The organism is Carnobacterium sp. CS13, assembly GCF_016653495.1.
Classification (GTDB): Bacteria; Bacillota; Bacilli; order Lactobacillales; family Carnobacteriaceae; genus Carnobacterium_A; species Carnobacterium_A antarcticum.
The window spans coordinates 2465229-2482173 of the sequence record NZ_CP067364.1 but is presented as its reverse complement, the minus strand read 5'-3'; the positions used below and the strand labels follow the sequence as shown (position 1 = coordinate 2482173).

At 40.4% G+C, this 16945-nt stretch carries 23 protein-coding genes; 22 read left to right on the top strand and 1 reads right to left on the bottom strand.

Going from position 1 to position 16945, the window contains the following annotated elements; genetic code table 11:
- Positions 1 to 364 precede the first annotated feature (364 nt).
- Positions 365 to 1825 (top strand): NAD-dependent succinate-semialdehyde dehydrogenase, encoded by a 1461-nt coding sequence (locus tag JHE06_RS11775; RefSeq protein WP_236253583.1) that lies wholly within the window; start codon positions 365 to 367, stop codon positions 1823 to 1825.
- 34 nt (positions 1826 to 1859) lie between these two features.
- Positions 1860 to 2777: an NADP-dependent oxidoreductase gene (locus tag JHE06_RS11770; RefSeq protein ID WP_201088880.1), complete on the top strand. Its 918-nt coding sequence runs from the start codon at positions 1860 to 1862 to the stop codon at positions 2775 to 2777.
- A 63-nt stretch (positions 2778 to 2840) separates the two neighbouring features.
- Here the strand turns inward: JHE06_RS11770 and JHE06_RS11765 are convergent, their stop codons facing one another.
- Positions 2841 to 3602, bottom strand: a complete 762-nt coding sequence (locus tag JHE06_RS11765; protein ID WP_201088879.1) for a prepilin peptidase — start codon at positions 3600 to 3602, stop codon at positions 2841 to 2843.
- 57 nt (positions 3603 to 3659) lie between these two features.
- On the opposite strand from JHE06_RS11765, the gene JHE06_RS11760 reads away from it, so the two are divergent.
- The 20 genes from JHE06_RS11760 (at position 3660) to rplE (ending at position 16932) form a co-directional block, all read left to right on the top strand.
- On the top strand, positions 3660 to 3893 hold the full coding sequence (locus JHE06_RS11760; protein ID WP_201088878.1) for a hypothetical protein: 234 nt from the start codon (positions 3660 to 3662) through the stop codon (positions 3891 to 3893).
- A gap of 24 nt (positions 3894 to 3917) precedes the next feature.
- A complete protein-coding gene (rpsL, locus tag JHE06_RS11755; RefSeq protein WP_058919508.1) occupies positions 3918 to 4331 on the top strand; it encodes a 30S ribosomal protein S12 in 414 nt (137 codons plus the stop codon).
- Positions 4332 to 4398: 67 nt separating this feature from the next.
- Positions 4399 to 4869 (top strand): 30S ribosomal protein S7, encoded by a 471-nt coding sequence (gene rpsG / locus JHE06_RS11750; protein WP_058919507.1) that lies wholly within the window; start codon positions 4399 to 4401, stop codon positions 4867 to 4869.
- A 116-nt stretch (positions 4870 to 4985) separates the two neighbouring features.
- The gene (gene fusA / locus JHE06_RS11745; protein ID WP_058919506.1) at positions 4986 to 7070 is read left to right on the top strand and encodes an elongation factor G; all 2085 of its coding nucleotides are present in this window, start codon (positions 4986 to 4988) and stop codon (positions 7068 to 7070) included.
- A gap of 135 nt (positions 7071 to 7205) precedes the next feature.
- Complete coding sequence (tuf, locus tag JHE06_RS11740; protein ID WP_201088877.1) at positions 7206 to 8396, top strand: elongation factor Tu; 1191 nt, start codon at positions 7206 to 7208, stop codon at positions 8394 to 8396.
- 658 nt (positions 8397 to 9054) lie between these two features.
- Positions 9055 to 10077, top strand: a complete 1023-nt coding sequence (locus JHE06_RS11735) for a branched-chain amino acid aminotransferase (protein ID WP_201088876.1) — start codon at positions 9055 to 9057, stop codon at positions 10075 to 10077.
- 461 nt (positions 10078 to 10538) lie between these two features.
- Positions 10539 to 10847, top strand: a complete 309-nt coding sequence (gene rpsJ / locus JHE06_RS11730; RefSeq protein ID WP_058919503.1) for a 30S ribosomal protein S10 — start codon at positions 10539 to 10541, stop codon at positions 10845 to 10847.
- A gap of 28 nt (positions 10848 to 10875) precedes the next feature.
- Positions 10876 to 11511 carry a 50S ribosomal protein L3 gene (gene rplC / locus JHE06_RS11725; RefSeq protein ID WP_058919502.1) on the top strand — a complete coding sequence of 212 codons (636 nt, stop codon included), beginning with the start codon at positions 10876 to 10878 and terminating at the stop codon, positions 11509 to 11511.
- Positions 11512 to 11537: 26 nt separating this feature from the next.
- The gene (rplD, locus tag JHE06_RS11720) at positions 11538 to 12161 is read left to right on the top strand and encodes a 50S ribosomal protein L4 (protein WP_201088875.1); all 624 of its coding nucleotides are present in this window, start codon (positions 11538 to 11540) and stop codon (positions 12159 to 12161) included.
- Complete coding sequence (gene rplW, locus JHE06_RS11715; RefSeq protein WP_058919500.1) at positions 12161 to 12445, top strand: 50S ribosomal protein L23; 285 nt, start codon at positions 12161 to 12163, stop codon at positions 12443 to 12445. Before rplD ends, rplW begins: the two co-directional genes overlap by 1 nt.
- Positions 12446 to 12481: 36 nt before the next feature.
- Complete coding sequence (rplB, locus tag JHE06_RS11710; protein ID WP_058919499.1) at positions 12482 to 13315, top strand: 50S ribosomal protein L2; 834 nt, start codon at positions 12482 to 12484, stop codon at positions 13313 to 13315.
- Between the two features lie 52 nt (positions 13316 to 13367).
- On the top strand, positions 13368 to 13646 hold the full coding sequence (gene rpsS, locus JHE06_RS11705; protein ID WP_058919498.1) for a 30S ribosomal protein S19: 279 nt from the start codon (positions 13368 to 13370) through the stop codon (positions 13644 to 13646).
- Between the two features lie 20 nt (positions 13647 to 13666).
- On the top strand, positions 13667 to 14023 hold the full coding sequence (rplV, locus tag JHE06_RS11700; RefSeq protein WP_058919497.1) for a 50S ribosomal protein L22: 357 nt from the start codon (positions 13667 to 13669) through the stop codon (positions 14021 to 14023).
- A 3-nt stretch (positions 14024 to 14026) separates the two neighbouring features.
- Complete coding sequence (gene rpsC / locus JHE06_RS11695) at positions 14027 to 14683, top strand: 30S ribosomal protein S3 (RefSeq protein WP_058919496.1); 657 nt, start codon at positions 14027 to 14029, stop codon at positions 14681 to 14683.
- 2 nt (positions 14684 to 14685) lie between these two features.
- Complete coding sequence (rplP, locus tag JHE06_RS11690; protein ID WP_058919495.1) at positions 14686 to 15120, top strand: 50S ribosomal protein L16; 435 nt, start codon at positions 14686 to 14688, stop codon at positions 15118 to 15120.
- Complete coding sequence (gene rpmC / locus JHE06_RS11685; protein ID WP_058919494.1) at positions 15110 to 15304, top strand: 50S ribosomal protein L29; 195 nt, start codon at positions 15110 to 15112, stop codon at positions 15302 to 15304. Before rplP ends, rpmC begins: the two co-directional genes overlap by 11 nt.
- Before the next feature lie 27 nt (positions 15305 to 15331).
- Entirely contained in the window at positions 15332 to 15598 is a 267-nt protein-coding gene (gene rpsQ, locus JHE06_RS11680; protein WP_058919493.1) for a 30S ribosomal protein S17, read from the top strand.
- Positions 15599 to 15649: 51 nt separating this feature from the next.
- Positions 15650 to 16018, top strand: coding sequence for a 50S ribosomal protein L14 (gene rplN, locus JHE06_RS11675; protein WP_058919492.1), 369 nt, complete (start codon positions 15650 to 15652; stop codon positions 16016 to 16018).
- A 36-nt stretch (positions 16019 to 16054) separates the two neighbouring features.
- Complete coding sequence (rplX, locus tag JHE06_RS11670) at positions 16055 to 16366, top strand: 50S ribosomal protein L24 (protein ID WP_058919491.1); 312 nt, start codon at positions 16055 to 16057, stop codon at positions 16364 to 16366.
- A 26-nt stretch (positions 16367 to 16392) separates the two neighbouring features.
- Positions 16393 to 16932 (top strand): 50S ribosomal protein L5, encoded by a 540-nt coding sequence (rplE, locus tag JHE06_RS11665; RefSeq protein ID WP_058919490.1) that lies wholly within the window; start codon positions 16393 to 16395, stop codon positions 16930 to 16932.
- Positions 16933 to 16945: the final 13 nt, after the last annotated feature.

Below are 16945 nucleotides of genomic sequence, written 5' to 3'. Positions count from 1 at the left end.
CTGATGCAACAATCAGCTGAACGGCCTTTTTTCATTGCCTAAGCTTCATAACTTTAGTCGTTGTTTTTCCGTCGATAGTGCGAATTCCTTTTGCGGACCTTAACAATGTTAAAGCTCTGTCCATGAGGTACGCAAATCCTTTTTGAGTACCTCAACATTGCTAAACCCCTCTCGTTAAGGTACACAAACCCTATTTGCGTACCTTAACGATGTTAAATCTCTCTCCTTAAGGTACATAACCTCCTTTTTTCATTTGCCTGCTTATTTGAAAGTGACATTATTTTTAGTGAGCCGGAAGGTGTGCTATGCTAAATATGAGTAGAAATATAAAAACCAAAAAATTGAAGGAGTGTTTTAAGTGGGAATAACACGAAAAAAATTACCGGATATGCAATCAGGGCTTTATATTGACGGACAATGGACAACAGGCTCGCTGGAAAGTAAAGCAGTCAACAACCCTGCTACAGGCGAAGAGTTGATACAAGTGGCACAAGCCGATACAGCTGATACTGAAAAAGCTATTGCAGCAGCAAAAGCGGCTTTTCCAGTATGGTCAGGAATGGAATTGAAAGAAAGAGTAAAGATTCTGCACAAAATTGCGGATTTAATGGAAGAAAATGCAGATCGACTAGCACTGATCATGACGCTAGAACAAGGCAAACCACTAGCAGAAGCAAAAGGCGAAATCAAAACGAACGTAGAAAATATGCATTGGAATGCTGAAGAAGCTAGGCGGATCTATGGTGAAACGATTCCTGCTCCTAATAACCACAAATTTGAAGTTAAGAAGCAGCCAGTAGGCGTTGTTGGTGCCATTACCCCTTGGAACTTTCCGTCTAACATGATCATACGGAAGATATCGCCCGCTATTTCAGCTGGCTGCACGATTATTTTGAAACCAGCCAGCAGCACACCGCTCTCTGCTATTGCATTATTTGAGTTGTTTGAACAAGCGGGGTTACCGGCCGGCGTAGCTAATTTGGTAATGGGGCCATCAAGTGATATCGGTAAAGCCTTAACGGACAGTAATGATGTTCGCAAATTAACGTTTACCGGCTCAACCAAGGTAGGGCAGCAATTGTATGAACAGTGCGGGGCTACCTTGAAAAAAATCTCATTAGAATTAGGCGGGCATGCACCGTTTATTGTTTTTGCAGATGCACCGATCGAAGAAACGGTCAAGACATTAGTAGCTATGAAATTCAGGAACAATGGGCAAGCTTGTACATCGCCTAACCGTATTTTTGTCGAAAAATCGATCAAAAAAGAATTCACGGCTGCTTTAAATCAAGCTGTTTCTCAAGTGAAGGTCGGGAATGGGCTAGATGAAGTGACGGTAGGCCCGCTAATCAATGAAGAAGCTCGTGAAACGATTGATGCTCAATTAGCGGATGCAAAAAATAAAGGTGCAGACATTCCTGTCGGTGGTGGTCGCTTGACAGAAGGAGAATATGAAAAAGGATTCTTTTATCAGCCAACTGTCGTCGATGGCGTAACGAAAGAAATGGATATATTCTATGAAGAAACGTTTGGTCCAGTCGTTCCGCTGGTTGAATTTGAAGAAGAAGATGACGTGATTCAAATGGCTAACGATTCCAACTTCGGTTTGGCTTCTTACGTTTTCACTACTGACTTGCGTCGTGCTGAAAAAGTGAGTCGAGCTTTAGAGTATGGATTAGTAGGAGTCAACAATACGCAAGTTTCTCAGTCAGAAACACCTTTTGGCGGTGTGAAACATTCTGGTCTAGGCCGCGAAAATGGGCATTATGGAATTGAAGAGTTTCTTGAAGTTAAATTTGTCCACACAACTTACTTTGTTGATTAAGAGAGAGTGCCTAAAAAAGAAAGAAGGGCTAAAGATGAAAGCTGTACGGGTTGATGAATTTGGCGGACCGGAAGTACTGAAATTAGAAGAAATCGAGACACCGGTGCCAAAGGATGATGAGGTTCTGATCAAAGTTCGTTATGCAGGAGTATTGCCGGTTGACTGGAAAATCCGACAAGGTAAGGCAGGCAAGAGAAATTTTCCTTATACTCCGGGAATTGCCGCTTCGGGGATTATTGAACAAGTTGGTAAAGATGTGGTAGGTTTTAAAATCGGCGATGCCGTTTTCGGCAGAACAAAACGCGGAGCCTATAAAGAAAAGGCCACTATTCCCATGACAGCCTTGAATCACAAACCTGTCAATCTTTCATTTGAACAAGCGGCTACGATTATTGCCGGTGCAGAAACAGCCTGGAAAGCTTTATTTACACAAGGCGATCTAAAAGCTGGTCAACGTGTTTTGATCCATGCTGCAGCTGGCGGAGTAGGACATTATGCCGTTCAGCTGGCTAAATGGAAAGGGGCAGAAGTTATCGGAACAGCATCAACGGATAACCAAAGCTTTTTAAAAGAATTAGGCGTAGACCAAGGAATCGATTATAAAAAGCAACGGTTTGAAGAAGAGGTAGCGGCCGTTGATTTAGTTATTGATTTGATTGGCGGCGAAACCCAAGACCGATCTTGGGAAATCATCAAGCCAGGTGGAAAGTTAGTCAGTTTGGTCGGCATTCGCAACCCACAAGCTGCAACAGATCATTTAGTTACAGGAATAGACAATCAGGATAGCCCCACACTAAGTGATTTGGACCAATTAGCAGAACTGATGGCTAATGGTACAATCAAAACAGAAATCGAGAAGGTTTATCCATTGGAAAAAGTTCGAGAAGCTATGATGCAAAGTGAGACTGGCCACGGCCGAGGGCGCATTTTGTTGAAGGTGACAGCTGATTAACACTGGATTAGATAATAAGACAGAGCAAAAGGGATAAAAGTACTTTTGCTCTGTTTTATTTTGTCAGATAAAAAGTTTCTCAGTTAAGGCCAAGAGAGCTTCACCGTAGCGGATAGAAAAGAACACACCGAAAAAGATAAAGGGAGCAAAAGGCAGATGAGTTTGGCGAGTTATTTTTTTTAATAGTAAAAGAATACTAGCCAGCAGCAACAACGATAAAGAAGCTGCAAACAAGGTGAACAGCATTAGTTTGAAACCTAAAAATAAGCCAAGGATACCAAAAAGTTTTACATCGCCGCCGCCAATGGCTTGATCTGTGATCCAATACAAGGCATAAAACAAACTAAAGTAAAAGAGAGCGCTGAGCAGATAGTGAGTAAATGAGAGTGGATGATACAACATTCGACCGATCAGCACGAGAGAAAAAAAGGACGCCATAAGCGAGTCTGGCAATAACTGGTAGTGGAGATCGGTTACGCTGAAGATCAGACTAAAGGCAACCAGCATATACATTAAAAAAAGTTCTTGCGGTTGAGCAGCAAAAGCTAAGGCAATAGAAACAAAGAGAAAACCAGTCCAAATTTCGCTAAGCGGATAAAAAAGCGAAAGGGAAGCGCGGCAATGGCGACACCGTCCTTTCTGAAACAGAAAAGAAAAAACCGGAATCAGTTCAGTTGGACCAAGCGAATGCTGACAATCAGCACAATGCGAGGCCGGATGGACAATGGATTGTCCCAAAGGAATTCTTAAACCGACGACCATAAAAAAAGAACCGAAACAACAACCAAGCAATCCGATCAATAGAAACAAGAGAAACACAGACATTTTTTGATTCACCTAGCTTTCTTCATTCATTTGCTTTTGTTATAAGGAATATACGTAATGTTTAATGAAAAAAATTATTTTGAAGAAAAAAGAGAAAATGTTGTCCTTTTGTTGACAAGAAAAAAAAGACATGGTATGATTCACAAGGTGCTTTTGTATACAGATTCCTGTCGATCAGTCGTTCTGACTGGTACAAGGGCCATTAAATCTACAAGTAAAGCTGGTTGCGATTTGCAGCACTATTTTTTTGCTGAAAAAAGAACCACCTGGATGTGTGGACTAGAAAGATAAACACAGGGAAGGAGGAAATTACCAATGCCTACTATTAATCAATTAGTTCGTAGCCCTCGTAAATCTAAAGCAGAAAAGTCTGAATCACCTGCTTTGAACAGAGGATATAACAGTAAAAGAAAAAAACAAACAACAGTAAACTCACCTCAAAAGCGTGGTGTTTGTACTCGTGTGGGAACTATGACTCCTAAAAAACCTAACTCAGCGTTACGTAAATATGCACGTGTTCGTTTGTCTAACTTAATTGAAGTAACAGCATATATCCCAGGAGAAGGACATAACCTACAAGAACATAGTGTTGTACTTATCCGTGGAGGACGTGTTAAGGATTTACCGGGTGTACGTTACCACATCGTTCGTGGTGCATTAGATACTGCTGGTGTTACTGACCGTAAACAAAGTCGTTCTAAATATGGTGCTAAAAAACCTAAAAAATAAGCTAACTGCTTAATTTGAAAATGAAATTCGTATTCTAAAAAAACTATTATTGAAAGGAGGAATTTGGATGCCTCGTAAAGGTCCTATTACTAAACGTGATGTGTTACCTGATCCAATTTATAATTCTAAATTAGTTACTCGCTTAATCAACCGTTTAATGGTTGATGGTAAACGTGGGAAAGCTGCTACTATTCTTTACAGCTCACTTGATGTTGTTAAAGAACAAACAGGCAACGATCCTATGGAAGTGTTTGAACAAGCAATGAAAAACATTATGCCTGTTCTTGAAGTTAAAGCTCGTCGTGTTGGGGGTTCTAACTACCAAGTTCCAGTCGAAGTTCGTCCAGAACGTCGTACTGCACTTGCTCTTCGTTGGTTAGTAAACTACGCTCGTCTGCGTGGAGAAGATACTATGGAACAACGTCTTGCTAAAGAAATCATGGATGCTGCAAACAACTCAGGTTCTGCAGTTAAAAAACGTGAAGATACACATAAAATGGCAGAAGCGAACAAAGCTTTCGCTCACTACCGTTGGTAAAATTTTTCCGAAAAAAGGCTTGGTTCCTATTGTAGAAACCTGGCCTTTATTGGAAAAGAGTGTATTTAAACTAAACATTAAAAACTTAATTAATTTAAGAGAGGTGTTATTGCAAGATGGCTAAAAGAGAGTTTACTCTAGAAAATACCCGTAATATCGGAATCATGGCCCATATCGATGCTGGTAAAACAACAACGACTGAGCGTGTCCTTTATTATACTGGCCGTATCCATAAAATTGGTGAAACCCACGAAGGTGGAGCACAAATGGACTGGATGGCACAAGAACAAGAGCGTGGAATCACGATTACATCTGCTGCAACAACAGCTGCTTGGAAAGGACACCGCGTAAATATCATCGATACTCCAGGTCACGTTGACTTCACTGTTGAAGTTGAACGTTCTCTACGTGTATTAGATGGTGCTGTAATGCTGCTTGATGCACAATCAGGTGTTGAACCTCAAACTGAAACAGTTTGGCGTCAAGCAACAACTTATGGTGTACCTCGTATTGTATTCATTAACAAAATGGATAAAACCGGAGCAGACTTTTTGTATTCAGTAGGCACAATGCACGATCGCTTACAAGCAAACGCTCACCCGATTCAGTTGCCGATGGGTGCTGAAACAGAATTTATCGGAATTATCGATTTAGTTAAAATGAAAGCTGAAATCTATGAAGACGACATGGGCCAAGTGGTTCGTGAAGAAGACATTCCTGCAGAATACCAAGAGTTAGCAGACGAATGGCGTACAAAATTGATTGAAGCTGTTGCTGAATTAGACGAAGATATGATGGAAAGATACCTTGAAGGCGAAGAGATTACTGAAGCAGAACTTATTGCTGGTATTCGTAAAGCAACTTTAAGCGTTGAATTCTACCCAGTTCTTTGTGGTTCAGCATTTAAAAACAAAGGTGTTCAAATGATGCTAGATGCAGTTATTGATTACCTACCATCTCCAATCGACGTTAAACCTATGGAAGGTATCTTACCAGGTACTGAAGACACAGTTGAACGTCCTGCAGATGATAGCGCACCATTCGCAGCATTAGCATTTAAAGTTATGACTGACCCGTTTGTAGGTCGTCTAACATTCTTCCGTGTGTATTCAGGAACGTTACAAGCTGGATCATATATCCAAAATGCTTCAAAAGGCAAACGTGAACGTGTAGGTCGTATCTTGCAAATGCATGCGAACTCTCGTAGCGAAATCCCTGAAGTATTTGCCGGAGACATTGCAGCAGCAGTCGGATTGAAAGATACGACTACTGGAGATACACTATGTGACGAAAAATCACAAGTTATCTTAGAATCAATGGACTTCCCGGAACCCGTTATCCAAGTAGCGATTGAACCTAAATCAAAAGCTGACCAAGATAAAATGGGTGTTGCATTACAAAAATTAGCTGAAGAAGATCCAACTTTCCGTGCTGAAACAGACCACGAAACAGGTGAAACGATCATTGCTGGTATGGGTGAATTACACTTAGATATCATCGTTGACCGTATGAAACGTGAATTCGGTGTTGAAGCTACTGTTGGAGCTCCACAAGTTTCTTATCGTGAAACATTCCGCGGTTCGACTCAAGCTGAAGGTAAATTCGTTCGTCAATCTGGTGGTAAAGGTCAATACGGTCACGTATGGATCGAATTCTCACCAAATGAAGAAGGAAAAGGCTTTGAGTTTGAAGATGCAATCGTTGGTGGTGTTGTTCCTCGTGAATACATCCCAGCAGTTAAAGCGGGACTAGAAGCTTCATTAGATAATGGTGTTCTTGCTGGTTATCCATTAGTGGATATCAAAGCAAAACTTTATGATGGTTCTTACCATGATGTCGACTCAAATGAAACGGCATTTAAAGTAGCGGCTTCAATGGCACTTAAAAATGCTGCGAAGAAAGCTAACCCTGTTATTTTGGAACCGATGATGGCTGTTGATATTACAATCCCTGAAGACTATTTAGGAGATGTAATGGGACACATTAGTGCTCGTCGTGGACGGATCGAAGGCTCAGAAGTACGTGGAAATACGACTATCGTTAAAGGTACGATTCCACTAGCTGAAATGTTCGGATACGCTACAGCATTACGTTCAGCAACACAAGGCCGTGGTACATTCTCAATGACATTTGATCATTACGAAGATGTTCCTAAGTCGATTTCTGCAGAAATCATTAAGAAAAATGGCGGCGAAGCGTAAAGTTAACGGTAATCGTTAAGTATTGCTTTTCCCGACATTAATCGGTATAATTCTTACAAATGATAGGGACGAACTGAGGTTTTTCCCTATCTAAAATAAAAAATGAAAACTCATTCCAAGGAGGAAATTACTAAAATGGCAAAAGAAAAATACGATCGCTCAAAACCCCATGTTAACGTTGGTACTATTGGACACGTTGACCATGGTAAAACTACTTTAACAGCTGCAATCACAACTGTATTAGCTAAAAAAGGTTTCGTAAGTACTGCAAAAGACTACGCTTCTATCGATGGTGCTCCAGAAGAGCGCGAACGTGGAATCACAATTTCAACTTCACACGTTGAATACGAAACTGAAAACCGTCACTACGCTCACGTAGACTGCCCAGGCCATGCTGACTATGTTAAAAACATGATCACTGGTGCTGCACAAATGGATGGAGCTATCTTAGTAGTATCTGCTGCTGATGGCCCAATGCCTCAAACTCGCGAACACATTCTATTGTCTCGTCAAGTTGGTGTTCCATACATCGTTGTTTTCTTAAACAAAGTTGACATGGTTGATGACGAAGAATTACTAGAATTAGTTGAAATGGAAGTTCGTGACTTGTTAACAGAATACGAATTCCCAGGAGACGACACTCCAGTTGTTGCTGGTTCTGCTCTTAAAGCTCTTGAAGGCGTTGCAGAATACGAAGACAAAATCATGGACTTGATGGAAGCTGTAGACACTTACATTCCAACTCCAGCACGTGATACTGACAAACCATTCATGATGCCAGTTGAGGATGTATTCTCAATTACTGGACGTGGAACAGTTGCTACAGGTCGTGTAGAAACTGGTGAAATCAAAGTCGGTGAAGAAGTTGAAATCATTGGAATCCACGAAGCAACAACAAAATCTACTGTAACTGGTGTTGAAATGTTCCGTAAATTGCTAGACTACGCTCAAGCAGGGGACAATATCGGTGCTTTATTACGTGGAGTTGCTCGTGAAGACATCCAACGTGGACAAGTATTAGCTAAACCAGGTTCAATCACTCCGCATACTAAATTTAAAGGCGAAGTTTATATCTTATCAAAAGAAGAAGGTGGACGTCACACTCCATTCTTCGCTAACTACCGTCCGCAATTCTACTTCCGTACAACTGACGTAACTGGTGTTGTTGAGTTACCAGAAGGTACTGAAATGGTTATGCCAGGAGACAACGTTACAATTGACGTTCAATTGATCGCACCAATCGCTATCGACGCAGGAACTAAATTCACTATCCGTGAAGGTGGACGTACTGTTGGAGCTGGCGTTGTAGTTTCAATCGAAGCTTAATCAACAAAAACTAAAAGTGATTTAAAAAGGACTCTGTCAGTGGCAGAGCGTGTTCAGACAAGAAAAAAGCCGTATCGGTTATCCGATGCGGCTTTTTTATGTTCTTTTTTTGATTTGTTAAAACAGTTGAGTACCCTATAGAAGATGGAGTAGCAGTTGTATGGTACATGAAAATAGGTTATATGCCCTATTATTTATTGTGTGATAAACCTAGACAGTTAGGATGCAAGAACAGGATACGTACCTTAACTGTATGATAAGACTCGACTTGAGGCACGCAAAATCCAGATGCGTACCTTAAGAGTGGATACGAATAGAGCATAAGGTACACAAACTCTTTTTGAGGACGGTAAGGATAGAAAACCTCTCTCCGTATGTCACGCAAGACAAGTGCATTAGTTGGATTTTTCTTCTGTGGTCGAGAAAAGCTCCGATTGGATTGGGTTGGCTAAAACCAAACCGGTTAAGAGTCGTATGGAGGATAGAATAGCAAGGGTACATCTGAAAGAAAATATAAAAACAATTATTCAGAATCTAATCAAAAGCAACTGTAAAAACAGCTTGTTTTAGAAGTTTTAGAAAATTTAGAAACTTAACCTCATCTTATTCTAATAATTGTGTTACACTAGAAAGCAATATAGCGTAAGGAGTGGTTGAAATGGGAAAAACAGTAGACTTGGATTGGGCAAATTTAGGATTTAGCTACATTAAAACAGATTACCGTTACATCTCGTATTGGAAAGACGGGAAATGGGATGATGGTGCTTTGACAGAAGACAATAAAGTACATATTAGTGAGGGGTCGACTGCTTTGCATTATGGCCAAACGGTTTTTGAAGGGATGAAAGCTTACCGTGCAAAAGACGGCAGCATTAATCTGTTTCGAGCGGATCAAAATGCTGAAAGAATGCAACGGAGCTGTCGACGTTTGCTGATGCCGGAAATTCCTACAGATACCTTTATAGAAGCGGTTAAAAAAGTTGTCAAAGCGAATGAAGCGTATATCCCGCCGTATGGTACAGGAGGATCATTGTATCTTCGTCCGTTTATGATTGGTGTAGGAGACAACATTGGGGTTAAGCCTGCTGAAGAATATCTATTCTCAATTTTTTGTATGCCGGTCGGAGCTTACTTTAAAGGCGGCTTGCTTCCAACAAATTTTATGGTATCTGGATATGACCGAGCAGCTGGGAACGGAACAGGTGCTGCTAAAGTTGGGGGAAATTATGGCGGGAGTTTGCTGCCAGGCAGAGAAGCGCAACAAAAGAATTTCAGTGACGCGATTTATCTGGATCCGATCACGCATACAAAAATTGAAGAAGTGGGGTCAGCGAACTTCTTTGGAATTACTAAAGATAATAAATTTATCACTCCCGTTTCGCCTTCTATCTTGCCGAGTATCACAAAATATTCTTTGTTGTATTTAGCTAAAGAACGTTTGGGGTTAGAGGTGGAAGAAGGAGATGTTTATGTAGATGAATTGGATCGGTTTGCGGAAGCAGGAGCTTGCGGAACAGCCGCAGTTATTTCGCCAATCGGCGGCATTCAATATGGAGAAGATTTCCATGTGTTTTATAGCGAAACAGAAGTTGGGCCGATAACCAAAAAACTTTACGAAGAATTAACGGGAATCCAATACGGAGAAGTTCCGGCTCCTGAAGGCTGGATCGTCAAAGTTTAATTATTTCAGTTGTCATCTAAAGATTGAATACCATTCTTCTGATCGGTAGGAAGGTCAGTTAAATAAAAAGAGATTTCTTAACACTTTTAAGTAGACAAATGAAACAGAATAAGTTACGATAAGCGAGTTGATCACTTCTTATCGTAGCTTATTTATTTTAATCAAATGACTGCTTTCTTCTACCTTTCTTCTATAGAATAAGAAGGATGTTTCGGCAAGAACATAAAAAAGCAAAACAATAAAAATAAAAAGTAAAAAATGCTTGATAAAAAAAGATGTATCTTGTATAATTGAACAGGTGCTGATTTCAAAGAAGAGATCGTACTGGGTATTTCGAAAGAAACCCAATGGCTATGAAACGAGAGGTTGCGACACACCCGGCCGCTTTGCCACGGCGAGTGTGACGGAAATTTTCGTGGAGCAATGTCTAATTTCTAAGACTAGGCGAAGGAGGGAAAATGATGGCAAAACAAAAAATTCGGATTCGTTTAAAAGCTTATGAACATCGTCTTTTAGACCAATCAGCAGAAAAGATTGTAGAAACAGCAAAAAGAACTGGTGCTAGCGTGTCTGGTCCAATTCCATTACCAACAGAAAGAAGCCTTTATACTGTGATTCGTGCGACTCACAAATATAAAGATTCTCGTGAGCAATTTGAAATGCTTACACACAAACGTGTGATTGATATTATCAATCCTACACCAAAAACTGTTGATGCTTTAACAAAACTTGATCTACCATCTGGCGTAGACATCGAGATCAAACTTTAATACAAACTAAAAAAATGGAGGTGTACTCATGACCAAAGGAATCTTAGGCAAAAAAGTAGGAATGACACAAATCTTTACAGCGTCAGGCGAATTAATCCCTGTAACTGTAATCGAAGCAACACCAAACGTTGTTTTGCAACTTAAAACAATGGAAAACGACGGCTATGAAGCTGTTCAATTGGGTTACCAAGACAAACGTGATATTTTATCAAACAAACCTGCAAAAGGACATGTAGCAAAAGCAGATACTGCTCCTAAGCGCTTCATACGTGAATTTGACGATGTTGAGCTGGGAGAATACGAAGTGGGTAAAGAAATTCGTGTTGAGACTTTCGAAGCTGGAGACATCGTTGATGTAACGGGGACTTCAAAAGGTAAAGGATTCCAAGGCGTTATCAAACGTCACGGATATGGCCGCGGCCCAATGTCCCACGGATCCCGTCACCACCGTCGTCCTGGTTCATTGGGTGACGCTAACGCAGCTCGCGTATTTAAACAAACATTACTACCTGGCCGTATGGGCGGAAACCGCATTACAATTCAAAACCTTGAAATTGTTCGCGTAGACGCTGAGAAAAACGTTATTCTTATTAAAGGAAACGTACCAGGAGCTAAAAAATCCTTGATCCAAATTAGATCTGCTCACAAACAAGCAGCTAAATAATGAACTAAGAGAGGAGGAACAAAGGAATGCCAAAATTAGCATTATACAAACAAGATGGTACCCAAAATGGTGAAGTTACTTTAGACGACGCTATTTTCGGTATTGAACCAAACGAAAACGTTGTGTTTGACGCAATCATTATGCAACGCGCTTCATTAAGACAAGGAACTCATGCAGTTAAAAACCGCGGTGCAGTACGCGGCGGTGGACGTAAGCCTTGGCGTCAAAAGGGAACAGGTCGTGCTCGTGCAGGATCTACTCGTTCTCCAATCTGGCGTGGTGGTGGTACAGTCTTCGGACCTACTCCTCGTTCATATAGCTACAAACTTCCTAAAAAAGTTCGTCGTTTAGCTATTAAATCAGTTCTTTCTACTAAAGTAGCAGAAGAAGATTTAATCGTTGTTGACGCATTGAACTTCGATGCACCAAAAACTAAAGAGTTTGCAAAAGTGTTAGAAAATCTAAACGTTGATACAAAAGTATTAGTAGTTGTAGAAGACGGAAATGATTTCACAATGTTATCAGCACGTAACCTTCCTGGAGTTACTGTAGTAGCTCACGACAACGTTACTGTACTGGATGTTGTATCTCACAATAAAATGATTTTGACACAAACTGCTCTTACTAAGGTAGAGGAGGTTCTTCAATAATGGATGTACGTGACGTAATCAAGCGCCCAATTATCACTGAAGCTTCAATGCTTGCTCAAGATGATAAAAAATTCACTTTCGAAGTGGATGTTCGCGCTAATAAAACTCAAGTAAAACAAGCAGTTGAAGAAGTTTTTGACGTTAAAGTTAAAAATGTAAACATCATGAACGTACGTGGGAAATTAAAACGTATGGGTAAACATGCTGGCTACACAAAAAAACGTCGTAAAGCAATCGTAACTTTAACAGCTGATTCTAAAGACATTCAATTCTTTGAAGCATAATTAAGACTTCAAAATACTATTCGGGAGGGAAAACACGTGGCGATTAGAAAGTATAAACCTACCACAAACGGTCGTCGTAATATGACTGGTTCAGATTTCGCTGAGATCACTTCAACAACGCCTGAAAAGACTTTGTTGGAACCGATCAAAAGAAATGCTGGTCGTAATAACGACGGTAAAATCACTGTCCGTCACCGCGGTGGTGGCCATAAACGCAATTACCGTGTGATTGACTTTAAACGTAACAAAGATGGTGTTGTCGGCATCGTCAAAACGGTTGAGTATGACCCAAACCGTTCTGCAAATATTGCATTAGTGCAATACACAGATGGAGTTAAAACATATATCATAGCACCAAAAGGAATCGAAGTTGGACAACAAATTTTCTCTGGAGCAGATGCAGATATCAAAGTTGGTAACGCACTTCCATTAGAAAATATCCCAGTGGGTACTGTTATCCATAACATCGAATTGAAACCAGGCAAAGGTGGACAATTAGTACGTTCTGCTGGAACTAACGCACAAGTGTTAGGTAAAGAAGGAAAATACGTATTGGTTCGCTTAAACTCAGGAGAAGTTCGTATGATTTTGGCAACTTGTCGTGCTACTGTTGGTTCTGTAGGGAACGAGCAACACGAATTGATCAACATTGGTAAAGCTGGTCGTAGCCGTTGGTTAGGCAAACGCTCAACTGTACGTGGATCAGTAATGAACCCGAACGATCACCCGCATGGTGGTGGTGAAGGTAAAGCTCCAATCGGACATCCAAGTCCAATGACTCCATGGGGCAAACCTGCTCTAGGATTGAAAACTCGTAACAAAAAAGCTCAATCTGACAAATTTATTGTACGTCGTCGTAAGAAAAAATAAATCAAGGTTAGCTGGTCAGCCAGCTACCTAATGAATGGAAGGAGGTTCAACCATGGGTCGTAGTCTTAAAAAAGGACCTTTTGTAGATGAACACTTGATGAAAAAAATGGAAGCATTGGCTAAAAGCGAAAAGAAATCTGTCGTTAAAACATGGTCACGCCGTTCAACGATTTTCCCAAGTTTTGTAGGATACACAATAGCAGTCTATGATGGACGCAAACATGTTCCTGTTTATGTACAAGAAGATATGGTCGGACACAAATTAGGCGAATTCGCACCAACAAGAACTTACCGCGGTCACGCTGCGGATGACAAAAGAACTAGACGTTAATATCGAGGGGAGGATTACTCATGCAAGAACAAATTACAGCAGCTAAAGCAACTGCAAAAACTGTTCGCATTGCGCCTCGTAAAGTTCGTTTAGTTGTCGATCTTATCAGAGGTAAAAGCGTTGGAGAAGCAATTTCAATTTTGAAATTCACTCCACGTGGAGCATCGCCAGTAGTTGAAAAAGTGCTTATGTCAGCAATTGCAAATGCAGAACATAACTACGATTTAGATGTAGAAAACTTGGTAGTTAGCGAAGCTTTTGTTAACGAAGGGGCAACGATGAAACGTTTCCGTCCTCGTGCTAAAGGATCAGCTGCACCAATTATGAAACGTACAAGTCACATTACAGTTGTGGTATCAGAGAAGAAGGAGGGATAATCTGTGGGTCAAAAAATTAATCCAACGGGGTTACGCGTAGGCATCATCCGCGATTGGGATGCTAAATGGTATGCAGAAAAAGAATATGCTAACTATTTACACGAAGATCTACGTATCCGTGAATACATTGCTAAAAAACTTAGCGACGCTTCTATTTCACAAATTGAAATCGAACGTGCTGCTAATCGTGTAAATGTTTCACTTCATACTGCTAAACCGGGCATGGTTATCGGTAAAGGCGGTTCTGAAGTTGATTCACTACGTAAAAAATTAAACGAGTTAACAGGCAAACGTGTCCACATCAACATCGTGGAAATCAAAAAACCTGACTTAGATGCAAAATTAGTTGGCGAAGGAATTGCTCGTCAATTAGAAAGCCGTGTTGCTTTCCGTCGTGCTCAAAAACAAGCCATCCAACGTACTATGCGTTCTGGCGCTAAAGGAATCAAAACGCAAGTTTCTGGTCGTCTAAACGGTGCAGATATCGCTCGTAGCGAAACTCACTCTGAAGGATCAGTTCCATTGCACACATTGCGTGCCGATATCGACTACGCATGGGAAGAAGCAGATACTACTTATGGTAAATTAGGCGTTAAAGTCTGGATCTACCGTGGAGAAATTCTTCCAACAAAAAAGAACGCTGAGAAAGGAGGGAAATAATCATGTTAGTACCTAAACGTGTAAAATTCCGTCGTGAATTTAGAGGTAAAATGCGTGGTGAAGCTAAAGGTGGTAAAGAAGTAACCTTTGGAGAATGGGGCTTACAAGCTGTTGATTCTCACTGGATCACTAACCGCCAAATCGAAGCAGCACGTATCGCAATGACACGTTATATGAAACGTGGTGGGAAAGTATGGATTAAAATCTTCCCTCACAAATCATATACGTCTAAAGCAATCGGAGTTCGTATGGGTTCTGGTAAAGGAGCTCCTGAAGGTTGGGTAGCACCAGTTAAACGTGGAAAAATCATGTTTGAAGTTGGTGGCGTCTCTGAGGAAATCGCTCGTGAAGCATTACGTCTAGCTTCTCACAAATTACCGATCAAAACGAAAATTGTAAAACGTACAGAAACTGGTGGTGAATCGAATGAAGGCTAATGAACTTAAAGAGTTATCCACTGCTGAAATGATTGGAAAAGAGAAAGAATACAAAGAAGAACTATTCAATCTGCGATTCCAATTAGCAACAGGTCAATTAGAAAATACTTCTCGTTTAAGTGAAGTTCGCAAATCGATTGCACGCATTAAAACTGCGTTACGTCAAGCTGAGCTACAAAAATAGTTGATTGGCAAAGGAGGCTACCAAACAATGAATGAAGAACGTAATCATCGTAAAGTTTACCAAGGACGCGTTGTTTCTGACAAAATGGATAAGACGATCGTTGTCGTAACAGAAACTCAAAAGAGACATAGCAAATACGGTAAACGTATGAAATATTCTAAAAAATACAAAGCACATGATGAAAACAATGTTGCCAAAATGGGCGATATCGTAAAAATTATGGAAACTCGTCCGTTATCAGCTACAAAACATTTCCGTTTAATGGAAGTTGTAGAAGAGTCAATTATCATCTAATTGAAACTCAAGATGAAGATCTGTTTCTAATTCCGAAAGGAGGATACTCTAGTGATTCAATCAGAAAGTCGTTTAAAAGTTGCTGACAACTCAGGCGCACGTGAAGTGTTAGCTATTAAAGTTCTAGGCGGTTCAGGCCGTAAGACTGCTAATATTGGTGATGTAATTGTTTGTAGTGTGAAACATGCAACACCAGGTGGCGTTGTCAAAAAAGGTGAAGTTGTTAAGGCTGTTATTGTTCGTACTAAATCTGGCGCTCGTCGTACAGATGGTTCTTACATTAAATTTGATGAAAATGCTTGTGTAATCATTCGTGACGATAAAAGTCCGCGTGGAACACGTATCTTTGGACCTGTTGCACGTGAATTGCGTGAAAACAATTTCATGAAGATCATTTCATTAGCTCCAGAAGTTCTATAATAACCAACCATCCACTAAAGGAGGTGCAAGAAACACATGTACATTAAAACAGGTGATAAAGTAAAAGTAATTACTGGTAAAGACAAAGGAAAAGAAGGCGTGATTTTAAAAGCTTTCCCTAAAAAAGACCAAGTAATCGTTGAAGGAATCAACACGGTGAAAAAACACCAAAAACCTAGTTCATTAAATCCGCAAGGAGGCATTCTTGAAACTGAAGCTCCAGTTCACGTTTCTAACGTAATGCTGATTGACGCTTCTACTGGCGAACCAACACGCGTTGGCTACAAAGTTGAAGATGGTAAAAAAGTACGTATTTCTAAAAAAACTGGTGAAGTTTTAGATAAATAAATCATAAGGAAGGAGGGACAACCCGCATGAACCGCCTTAAAGAAAAATATTTGAACGAAGTAACACCATCATTGGTGGAAAAATTTGAGTACAAATCAGTTATGCAAACTCCAAAAGTTGAAAAGATCGTTATCAACATGGGAGTCGGCGATGCTGTATCAAACGCTAAAAATTTAGATAAAGCTGTTGATGAGTTAACCGTTATTTCTGGTCAAAAACCAATCATAACTAAAGCTAAAAAATCAATTGCTGCTTTCCGTTTACGTGAAGGTATGCCAATTGGTACTAAAGTTACTTTACGTGGAGACAGAATGTACGATTTCTTAGACAAATTGGTTTCTGTTTCACTTCCTCGTGTACGTGACTTCCATGGTGTAAGCAAAAAAGCTTTCGACGGACGTGGAAACTACACTTTAGGAATTAAAGAACAATTGATCTTCCCAGAAGTTAACTACGATACTGTAGATAAAGTTCGAGGAATGGATATTGTTATCGTAACAACTGCTCAAACAGATGAAGAAGCACGCGAACTTTTAACACAACTTGGAATGCCATTCCAAAAATAAACTAAGGAGGCGA

Coding starts and splice junctions, on each gene's coding strand:
- rpmC (WP_058919494.1), top strand. CDS start 15,110: ATGAAGGCTAATGAACTTAAAGAGTTATCCACTGCTGAAATGATTGGA.
- rpsQ (WP_058919493.1), top strand. CDS start 15,332: ATGAATGAAGAACGTAATCATCGTAAAGTTTACCAAGGACGCGTTGTT.
- rplE (WP_058919490.1), top strand. CDS start 16,393: ATGAACCGCCTTAAAGAAAAATATTTGAACGAAGTAACACCATCATTG.
- rplD (WP_201088875.1), top strand. CDS start 11,538: ATGCCAAAATTAGCATTATACAAACAAGATGGTACCCAAAATGGTGAA.
- JHE06_RS11770 (WP_201088880.1), top strand. CDS start 1,860: ATGAAAGCTGTACGGGTTGATGAATTTGGCGGACCGGAAGTACTGAAA.
- rpsJ (WP_058919503.1), top strand. CDS start 10,539: ATGGCAAAACAAAAAATTCGGATTCGTTTAAAAGCTTATGAACATCGT.
- rplW (WP_058919500.1), top strand. CDS start 12,161: ATGGATGTACGTGACGTAATCAAGCGCCCAATTATCACTGAAGCTTCA.
- JHE06_RS11765 (WP_201088879.1), bottom strand. CDS start 3,602: ATGTCTGTGTTTCTCTTGTTTCTATTGATCGGATTGCTTGGTTGTTGT.
- rplP (WP_058919495.1), top strand. CDS start 14,686: ATGTTAGTACCTAAACGTGTAAAATTCCGTCGTGAATTTAGAGGTAAA.
- rplV (WP_058919497.1), top strand. CDS start 13,667: ATGCAAGAACAAATTACAGCAGCTAAAGCAACTGCAAAAACTGTTCGC.
- rplC (WP_058919502.1), top strand. CDS start 10,876: ATGACCAAAGGAATCTTAGGCAAAAAAGTAGGAATGACACAAATCTTT.
- rpsS (WP_058919498.1), top strand. CDS start 13,368: ATGGGTCGTAGTCTTAAAAAAGGACCTTTTGTAGATGAACACTTGATG.
- rplX (WP_058919491.1), top strand. CDS start 16,055: ATGTACATTAAAACAGGTGATAAAGTAAAAGTAATTACTGGTAAAGAC.
- fusA (WP_058919506.1), top strand. CDS start 4,986: ATGGCTAAAAGAGAGTTTACTCTAGAAAATACCCGTAATATCGGAATC.
- JHE06_RS11735 (WP_201088876.1), top strand. CDS start 9,055: ATGGGAAAAACAGTAGACTTGGATTGGGCAAATTTAGGATTTAGCTAC.
- rpsG (WP_058919507.1), top strand. CDS start 4,399: ATGCCTCGTAAAGGTCCTATTACTAAACGTGATGTGTTACCTGATCCA.
- JHE06_RS11760 (WP_201088878.1), top strand. CDS start 3,660: ATGTTTAATGAAAAAAATTATTTTGAAGAAAAAAGAGAAAATGTTGTC.
- rpsL (WP_058919508.1), top strand. CDS start 3,918: ATGCCTACTATTAATCAATTAGTTCGTAGCCCTCGTAAATCTAAAGCA.
- tuf (WP_201088877.1), top strand. CDS start 7,206: ATGGCAAAAGAAAAATACGATCGCTCAAAACCCCATGTTAACGTTGGT.